The organism is Pseudomonas sp. 5P_5.1_Bac1 (assembly GCF_025466015.1).
In the GTDB taxonomy this organism is placed as follows: domain Bacteria; phylum Pseudomonadota; class Gammaproteobacteria; order Pseudomonadales; family Pseudomonadaceae; genus Aquipseudomonas.
Genome location: NZ_JANLNX010000024.1, coordinates 75,163 through 82,917 on the forward strand (window position 1 = coordinate 75,163; position 7,755 = coordinate 82,917).

Annotated in this window: 9 protein-coding genes; 1 reads left to right on the forward strand and 8 read right to left on the reverse strand. The window is 63.5% G+C overall.

Annotation, left to right across the window (positions count from 1 at the left end):
* Positions 1-32 precede the first annotated feature (32 nt).
* The 8 genes from NTD82_RS04760 to NTD82_RS04795 form a co-directional block, all read right to left on the reverse strand.
* Complete coding sequence (locus NTD82_RS04760) at positions 33-1,085, reverse strand: DUF1615 domain-containing protein (RefSeq protein WP_262127945.1); 1,053 nt, start codon at positions 1,083-1,085, stop codon at positions 33-35.
* Positions 1,086-1,172: 87 nt separating this feature from the next.
* The gene (locus NTD82_RS04765) at positions 1,173-1,745 is read right to left on the reverse strand and encodes a hypothetical protein (protein WP_262127938.1); all 573 of its coding nucleotides are present in this window, start codon (positions 1,743-1,745) and stop codon (positions 1,173-1,175) included.
* A 17-nt stretch (positions 1,746-1,762) separates the two neighbouring features.
* Positions 1,763-2,431 carry a hypothetical protein gene (locus tag NTD82_RS04770; protein WP_262127939.1) on the reverse strand — a complete coding sequence of 223 codons (669 nt, stop codon included), beginning with the start codon at positions 2,429-2,431 and terminating at the stop codon, positions 1,763-1,765.
* Positions 2,432-2,500: 69 nt separating this feature from the next.
* Complete coding sequence (locus NTD82_RS04775) at positions 2,501-3,052, reverse strand: hydrolase (RefSeq protein WP_262127940.1); 552 nt, start codon at positions 3,050-3,052, stop codon at positions 2,501-2,503.
* An 85-nt stretch (positions 3,053-3,137) separates the two neighbouring features.
* Positions 3,138-3,857: a thioesterase II family protein gene (locus NTD82_RS04780; protein WP_095157709.1), complete on the reverse strand. Its 720-nt coding sequence runs from the start codon at positions 3,855-3,857 to the stop codon at positions 3,138-3,140.
* A 10-nt stretch (positions 3,858-3,867) separates the two neighbouring features.
* Positions 3,868-4,092 (reverse strand): MbtH family protein, encoded by a 225-nt coding sequence (locus NTD82_RS04785; RefSeq protein WP_095157711.1) that lies wholly within the window; start codon positions 4,090-4,092, stop codon positions 3,868-3,870.
* Positions 4,093-4,206: 114 nt separating this feature from the next.
* Complete coding sequence (locus tag NTD82_RS04790) at positions 4,207-5,532, reverse strand: endonuclease/exonuclease/phosphatase family protein (protein ID WP_262127941.1); 1,326 nt, start codon at positions 5,530-5,532, stop codon at positions 4,207-4,209.
* 9 nt (positions 5,533-5,541) lie between these two features.
* Positions 5,542-6,546 carry a hypothetical protein gene (locus NTD82_RS04795; RefSeq protein WP_262127942.1) on the reverse strand — a complete coding sequence of 335 codons (1,005 nt, stop codon included), beginning with the start codon at positions 6,544-6,546 and terminating at the stop codon, positions 5,542-5,544.
* A 102-nt stretch (positions 6,547-6,648) separates the two neighbouring features.
* Here NTD82_RS04795 and NTD82_RS04800 point away from each other — a divergent pair, with 102 nt between their 5' ends.
* Positions 6,649-7,659 (forward strand): ABC transporter substrate-binding protein, encoded by a 1,011-nt coding sequence (locus NTD82_RS04800; protein WP_095158029.1) that lies wholly within the window; start codon positions 6,649-6,651, stop codon positions 7,657-7,659.
* Positions 7,660-7,755 lie beyond the last annotated feature (96 nt).

Here is a 7,755-nt window from a genome sequence, read left to right on the forward strand (position 1 = left end):
CTCGCGAAGGGCCGCACGGCGGCCCCCGCCTTTTATTGCTTCATACACCGCTGATACCGCTCATCTACCCGCTTGGCGAACCACGCCGTGGTCAATTGCCGGGTAATCTTCGGGCTCTTCAGCTCGATCCCCGGCAACACCGCCCGCGGCACGCGCTTACCTGCCGCCTTGTCGGCCAGGGCAAAGACCTGTTGGTACAAACGGCTTTCCTCGAACTCATAACGGTCGCCCTTCTCCAACTGACTACGCAGGGTCGGGTTGCGCATGCCGAACTCCTCGCCCAGCCGCCGCGCCGCCTTTTCGGTACTCCCTGGCAGAATCGAACCCGGCGCGATCAGGTCGCCATCCAACGCCAACTCCACGCCCGTGACCCGGCCCAGCGCGCTCTGAAACGCGGCGTTGCGGCTGGCGTACCAGCCCGCGTTGAAATCGGCGAAGCGATACAGCGGCTGGTCGTAGTTGGCCGGATACCCAAGCAAATGGGCGATGCCGAAATACATCCCGCCGCGCCGGCTGAACACCTCGTTGCGCAGGCTGCCGTCATGCGGGTAGGGATAGTCACGGGCATGGGCCTCGGCAAAATCGATGCTGACCTGCATTGGCCCGCCGGTGCGCACCGGGTTCAAGCCGCCGAGCAGCGACTTGCCCAACGGCAGCGAGCCGGTCAGTTCGTCATAAAGCTGACTCAGCTCCCGCTCACTGCGCACCGCCGCCAGGCGCTGGTTCCAGGTTTTGCCATTGGCCGAGCGGGTGTCGAGGGCGGCATCCACCAAGGCTTTCGGCACGAATACCCGGGCGGCGCGGCGGTCGATTTCTTCGCGGGCGATACGCCCGAGGTTGGGGACTTTGGGATCGGCGCTGAAGGTGGATTCCTGCTCGGTCACCGCCAGCACCGCGCAGATATTCGACTGGCTGGGATCGAGCTTCTGAGTGGTGAACGCCGTCTCGATGTCGCGGGCCCAGCCCTGACGATCACTGACGCTGGCCGGCAGCAGCGCGGCGATGCGCGCCCGCGCCTGCTCCGGTGTCACCTGCTGTTTCGCCTGCTGGCCAGCGCAACCGGCCAGCAGCAACAGCACCAGCATCAACCCCGTCAATCGGCTCACTGGCTTCACTCCCCTGCCCGGACAATGCGAACACGGTAGCGGGGGCCAGCGGCCCAGGGCAAGACGCTACTTGAAACTACCCGGCAGGCGCCTGCGGTTGGTGATTTCCTCAAACCCTCTGGCGCCCGGTATGTCCGACTTCAGCGGGATCGAATCGTCCTCGAGATTCGCCAGCACCTGCTCGTAGTTTCGCTTGACCACCTGGTGCGCCGACTGTTCCCGCTCAAGATCGCTGGCCAGGTCCTGGCAGCGGGCGCGCAAGTCGCGCAACTGATCCTTCAGGTCGAGAATGGACTGTTCCTGCAGGATCGCCTCGCCCTTGAGTTCGTCGAAATCCGCCTGGCTGCGCAGCAGCTCTTTTTCCGCCTTGCCCAGCGCCCGCTTGCTCGCACGCAGTGCCTTTTCCTGCTCGCTGGAGTGTTCGGCGCTGGCATCGGCCAACTGCCCGAGCAACTTCTTCAACGCCGCCGGTTTGAACTCGACAAGATCAGTGGCACGCTCATCGTCCGGCAGGATGACCGACGCCACCGCCGTGAATTTCACCCCGGCGAGAAACTGCAGTTTCTTCGGCAGCGGGTTGTTCTTGCCGTAATCCGCACGCAAGGTGCGCTCCAGTGTCTTGCCCGATTTGCGTGCCATTCGCTTGGGTCTCCTGTTCAGCAGCCCGGTTTGCTCAGTTCGGTACCGATGGTCACCGCCGTTACCTTCACCGCCTTGAAACTCTGGTTGGCGACCTCATCGAAGTCGCGCTCGCAGTTGAAGCGGGTGTCGATGACGAAATCCTGGCCCTTGGTTTTTTCCATGGCCTCGCTCCACTGGTTCGAGGCGTTGATGGCGGCATCGTCGGCCAGCACAGCCTCCAGCAGAACCTCGGTGAAGTTGACCGCGTGCGGCCCCTGCCAAAGCGCATACACCGAGGGGTCAGCGGCGTTGCCGCACAGGTGCAGGCAGTCGGCATAGAACTCCAGCTGGCCGCCGCTGGATTCACTCATCGCGCCGAAGGTCAGCGGCTTGTTGGCGGGCGGTGCGAAGGTGCCGATGAAGCTGGAAAGATCGGCCTTGCACGACGGCGAAAGCTGCAGGCGCAGTTCACTGACAGTGCCGCCCGCGGCGTTGGCGGAGATTTCGCAGCCCTGCACGCGGTAGCTGTGGACATCCCCCGCCGAGGTCCTGGCAATCCCGGCGATGGATTCGAAATAGCGCAGGTTGGTGCCAAGCATCTCGCCATTGAAGACCTGGGCCACCGTGGCCTGGGCCTGAGCCAGTGTTGGCAGGCAAGCGAGCGTAAGGGTCGAACCGAGAACAGCCAGTGCGCGGGAAGCCATCGATACATCCTGTCAGTGTGGAAATCCAGCGCGCACTCTAAAGCAGGAAATATCGAATTGCCATCAACCTCAGGGCTGCTCCCCGACCAGGAAGGTCTTGCTGATCTGGCGGAATTTCTCGTGGCCGGCGCTGCGCATCAGTTCGAACAGCACCATTTCGCGGGTGACGATCTGCGCTCCGGCATCGCGCATGCGTTCGAGGCCGGTGGCTTTGCTGAACGCGATGCGGCTGTCGCAGGCATCGGCCACCACGAACACCTGCTTGCCCAGCGCCAGCAGTTCGAGCACGGTCTGCAGCACACAGACGTGGGTTTCCATGCCGCACACGATCACCTGCTCGCGGGCCAGCAGCGTGGCGGGCAGGCATTCGCCGGCCACGCAGGAAAAGTGCTGTTTCTCCACCACCGTGGCGCTGGCTGCGACGTCCAGCAGGCTGGCGACGGTGTGGCCGAGGCCCTTGGGGTATTGCTCGGAAATCACCGTCGGTAGCCCAAGCTCTGCGGTGGCGGCGAGCAGCCAGCGGGTGCGCGCCAGGGTGCCAGCGGGGTCGCTGACCGCGCCGATGAGTTTTTCCTGAACGTCGATGACCAGCAGCGTGGCCTGGGAGGAATCGATCAGCATTGCGTGGTGGCTCCTTGCAGTCGGGGGGTGTCCGACTATGCAAGCCCGGGGTGCCGATGGCAACCGCCGGGCCGGCATCGCCGGGCTAGGCCGTCAGGCGCAGGGGCTCCAGCGCAGCGCTGAGCACACCCAGCACGCGGTCTTCATGTTCGTGGATGAAGAAGTGCCCGCCCGGAAACACCTCCAGGGAGAAATCGCTCTGGGTTTCCGCACGCCAGGCCAGCAACTGCTCCTCGCTGGCGCGGTCGTCTTCGCCGCCGAAGACGTGCAGCGGACAGCGCAGGGCCGGACGCTGGCGATAGGCGTAATGCCCGCAGAGCAGGAAGTCGGCGCGCAGGATCGGCAGCATCAGGCTCATCAGCTCTTCATTGGCCAGCACTTCCTCGGGCGTGCCCTGCAAGGTGCGCAACTCGTCCATCAGCTCGGCATCGCTTTTCGCCTCGCGCAAACGGGCGCCGTCATACTCCTCGCGGCGACTCGGCGCGGCGGTGCCGCAGGCGAACAACGCCACCGGCGGGCGACAGCCCAGCGCCTGCAGTTCATGTACCAGCTCAAAGGCCAACAACGCGCCGAGGCTGTGGCCCAGCACGGCGTAGGGCTGGTTGGCGGTCAGCCGTTGTTCGGCCGCCAGTTGCCGGGCCAGCGCGGCCAGGTCAGTGTGCAGCGGCTCGGCCAGGCGGGCGCCACGGCCCGGCAACTCGACCGGACGCACGTTCAGCCAGGCCGGCAATTTGCGCCGCCAACGGCTGTAGACCATGGCGCTGGCGCCAGAGTACGGCAGGCACAACAGGGTCAGTGACGACACGCCAGGCCCCTCAGGATGCCGCCGCTGCGGCGGCCATCTTCTGACGCAGGCTCAGCGGGCGCATGTCGGTCCAGACCTCGTCGATCCAGGCCAGGCAGTCCTTCTTCAGGCCGCTTTTGCCGGCGGTGCGCCAGCCTTCGGGGATCGCTTTGTAGTCGGGCCAGATCGAATACTGCTCTTCGTGGTTGACCACAACCTGGAACACGATGTCGTCGCGATCGAAAACGGAAGTCATTGCTTGTCTCCTTCATTGAATGAGCGCACCCCGCCGGGGCGTGCGTCGATGATCTATGAACGAGCGAGGCGGGCCGGAAATTAACCCGCCCCAGCGGGCATGGTGGGGATGAGGCTAAAAGCTGAAGCGGTAACTCACGTCCGAGTGGTTCGACGGGCCTGGCAGCCCGACGATACCGGGCGCGGTCGGCGTTGCCGTGCCGTTGGACACCGCGTAATCGAGCATGGCCTGCGGCTGGTCAGCGGGATGGGTCGGGCCGTTGGCCAGCTCGAGCCGGGCGATGTCCGGCGGTGATATCCAGTTGCCCGCGTGGGGTCGGGAGGTGCCGGGCCGCGGGTCGCGGTTGAAGTCGCCGAGCATCACGAACGGCGTCTCGGTATGCCAGCTCACCTCACGCAGCACCCGCGATGAATTGGCCCCGCCTCCCGAAATGGCGTGGAAGTTGAACACCGTCACGTGCTCATGGTGCAGCGCCGACCAGCGCCTCACCCGGATGCCCAGTGCCGGGCGGTAAACGGGGGCGGTCACGGTGACGCCATCGGAGACGACCACCATGTCATGGATGTCCAGATCGCTGGTTCCCCGCACAACGATCGCCAGGTTGACCCGCAAGCGCTGAACATCGAGAAAGAACACGTGATAGACCTCAGGACGCGCGACCGTCCCCAGGTTCCACAGGTAATGGTCGATCTGGTGGGCAACGCCGAACTGGTCGTTGACCTGCAACTGCGCGCTGAGCGTCGCGGAGGCGGGCGCACTGCCCGCCTCCTGCAGGACCACGATGTCATTGGCCCGCGCCAGTTGCAGCACCCGGGTGCGCCACTTCGACTCCGTGGAGGCCGAAGCGCCCTGCATGTTCCAGGTGGCGATAGCGAAACTGAGCGTCGGCCCGCTCTCCTCGGGTCTGCCGATTTCAATCTGCGGCGAGCCGTTATGGACCATGACCCGCGCGGGGTAGTCGTTACTCCCCTGCAGGCGGATATGGGCATGCCAGGGACCGCACGCCGCACCGACGATATGCTGCAAGCGGCGCAGGGCATCGCTGGCATCGAGGAAGAACGGGCCGGCGTGGCTTCTCAGGCCGTTCATGATCAGCGCATGGTGCAGGTGGTAGAAACTCAACAGCGTCGAATACAGGTGCGCCCGCGGTGCCGCATGAATGGCACGCATGAGCGTGTTGTCGTTGTAGAGCCTGGCGAATGACTCGGACAGCGCTTTGGCAAAGTAAGCCTGCTCCGTTTCATTGCGGCTTCGCATGTACTGGAAGGACACCACATACGACAGGTAGGCAGCCGTGTGCTGGGCGGTTTCAGCGGCCGTCGGCAACAACAGGACGATGTCCCTGACGATCACTTCAAACTGCGTTTGCAGTTCCGTATCGGCAAGGCCGGGGGTTAAATGGGCATCAATATAGTCAGCAATGGTTCTATCAACAGGCATGACGCAACCTCAGGGTGAACCGCGATACAACACATACAGGCGGTCAGCCAATACACCCAGGTCAACGCGTTCAGTGGCCATGAGGTTTGAACTGACGGTCGGCGGGCTGGTGGAATTGCCGTCGTAGCCATACTGGAAAAGGTCACGATTGTCTGGCGCGGAGGCCGGGCCATTGAACACGACGTTCAACAGACCGTTGTGGACAACGGCAGCGGGCGCGTTGGTGTATTTTTCCGCGACGAACAACCGCGGCCGCGTCCAGTTGGTGCCACCGTCGAACTTCAATAACAGGTGATTGCCCTGGTTGTTGGTGGCGAATACATGAATCAGGCCCTGATACCAGATAACCGTGGGCGGGTTATCGCAGAGCAACGGCTTGTCGCTTTCTTCATACATCCACTGTTCATCGGACCACGTGGTGAAATCCCTGGTTTTGCGCCAGGCGATGATCTTGTTGGGGCGGCTGTAGAACATGTAGAGCATGCCGTCCATTTCCACGAATGCGGGTGGCCGGGTAATGTTCTTGAGGTTCGGCAACGGCCCCATGATGAATACGCCGGTGACATCGTCATAGAGGAAGCGCCAACAGGCCGAACTTCCGTCCGCCCCCTTGACCACCACGAAGACATACAGGTTTTCACCCCCGGTGAAGATTGCCGGCGCCTGGCTCGCGTAGATCCGCGGGCCCAGGTCCATCGGCGCACTCCAGGCCCCCCGCTCTGTTTTTGTAATGACCTTGATCTGCCCCCAGATATCGAACTCATCGATATACACGCAGAACAGCTTCCCGCCATGAACCGCTACCCCGCAGCCGCCTCGCGTCGACGCGGGGGTTTGCAACGAGTGATTGAATATTCCGTGAGCGCTGGAGGTGTAGAAAATATGCATGCCGGTATTCGCGCAACTGAATGAAGCGCCAGTACAACAGCAACAACCCGGCTGTTCAGCCAGATGCGCGCGCTTATTGGCGTAAGAAAACCCACTGCCCGGCCAGAGCAACTTCGGCTTCGCCAATGGGCCATTCGAATACTCCCCGCGCCCTGCCCTGGAACATTCTCCGTTGACCTTATGGCGCTCTACTACACTGGCTCACTTAGCGAACACGAGCGAGACATGATGAACCGGCTCACCTCCCTGATCTGCGGCATGCTGCTTTCCGTGGCCAGCGTATTCCCCGCCAGCGCCGCACCGCCGAACGCGCCGATCTACTTCGGTGACATCACCTGGGAAAGCGGCAGCTTCACCACCGAGTTGTTGCGGTTCATTGTCGAGCACGGCTATGGCTACCCCACCGATACGCTGCCGGGCAGCACGGTGAGCATGGAAGTGGCGCTGGCGCGCAACGATATCCAGGTGATCGGCGAAGAATGGGCGGGGCGCAGCCCGGCCTGGATCAAGGCCGAACAAGCCGGTGAAGTGTTCGCGATCGGCGATACGGTGAAAAACGCCGACGAAGGCTGGTGGGTGCCGGAATACGTGATCAAGGGCGATGCGCAACGCGGCATCGAACCGCTGGCCCCGGAGCTGCGCTCGGTCACCGACCTCAAGCGCTATGCCGCCGTGTTCCAGGACCCCGAGGTGCCAGACAAGGGGCGTTTTCTCAATAGCCCCAGCGGCTGGACCTCCGAGACCGTCAACAGCCAGAAGCTCAAGGCCTATGGCCTGGACGGGTTGTACGTGAACTTTCGCAGCGGCTCGGGCGCGGCACTGGATGCCGAGATCACCTCGTCGATCCGCCGCGGCAAGCCGGTGCTGTTCTACTACTGGTCGCCAACCCCGCTGATGGGGCGTTTCCCGTTGGTGCGCCTGGAAGAGCCGGCCTTCGACCCCGCCGCCTGGGCCACCCTGACCGATGCCAGAAACACCGACCCCAAGGGCAGCCGCTCGTTGCCGGCCAAGCTGTCCATCGGCGTGTCAGCCGCGTTTCGCCAACACTATCCGGAACTGGTGGCTTTCTTCGCCAAGGTCGACCTGCCGATCGAACGCCTGAACAAGGCCCTGGCGCAAATGAGCCAGCAACGCCAGGAGCCGGCGACGGCGGCGCGGGACTTTCTCAAAGCCAACCCGCAGATCTGGCGGCAATGGGTGCCCGCCGACGTGGGTGACAAGGTCCAGGCCCAGTTGTAAACCTGGGGTTTGTACGACAAGTCGCCGAGGGGGGGGGGTTCTGGGGTGGCGGGTGGCCGGGCGGGGGCTTTGCGTACAAAGCCCAGTGGGTTGTGT

What these genes read in the sequence shown, in the direction of transcription:
- NTD82_RS04760 (WP_262127945.1), bottom strand. Translation starts at nt 1,085, where the DNA reads ATGCTGGTGCTGTTGCTGCTGGCCGGTTGCGCTGGCCAGCAGGCGAAA.
- NTD82_RS04765 (WP_262127938.1), bottom strand. Translation starts at nt 1,745, where the DNA reads ATGGCACGCAAATCGGGCAAGACACTGGAGCGCACCTTGCGTGCGGAT.
- NTD82_RS04770 (WP_262127939.1), bottom strand. Translation starts at nt 2,431, where the DNA reads ATGGCTTCCCGCGCACTGGCTGTTCTCGGTTCGACCCTTACGCTCGCT.
- NTD82_RS04775 (WP_262127940.1), bottom strand. Translation starts at nt 3,052, where the DNA reads ATGCTGATCGATTCCTCCCAGGCCACGCTGCTGGTCATCGACGTTCAG.
- NTD82_RS04785 (WP_095157711.1), bottom strand. Translation starts at nt 4,092, where the DNA reads ATGACTTCCGTTTTCGATCGCGACGACATCGTGTTCCAGGTTGTGGTC.
- NTD82_RS04790 (WP_262127941.1), bottom strand. Translation starts at nt 5,532, where the DNA reads ATGCCTGTTGATAGAACCATTGCTGACTATATTGATGCCCATTTAACC.
- NTD82_RS04800 (WP_095158029.1), top strand. Translation starts at nt 6,649, where the DNA reads ATGAACCGGCTCACCTCCCTGATCTGCGGCATGCTGCTTTCCGTGGCC.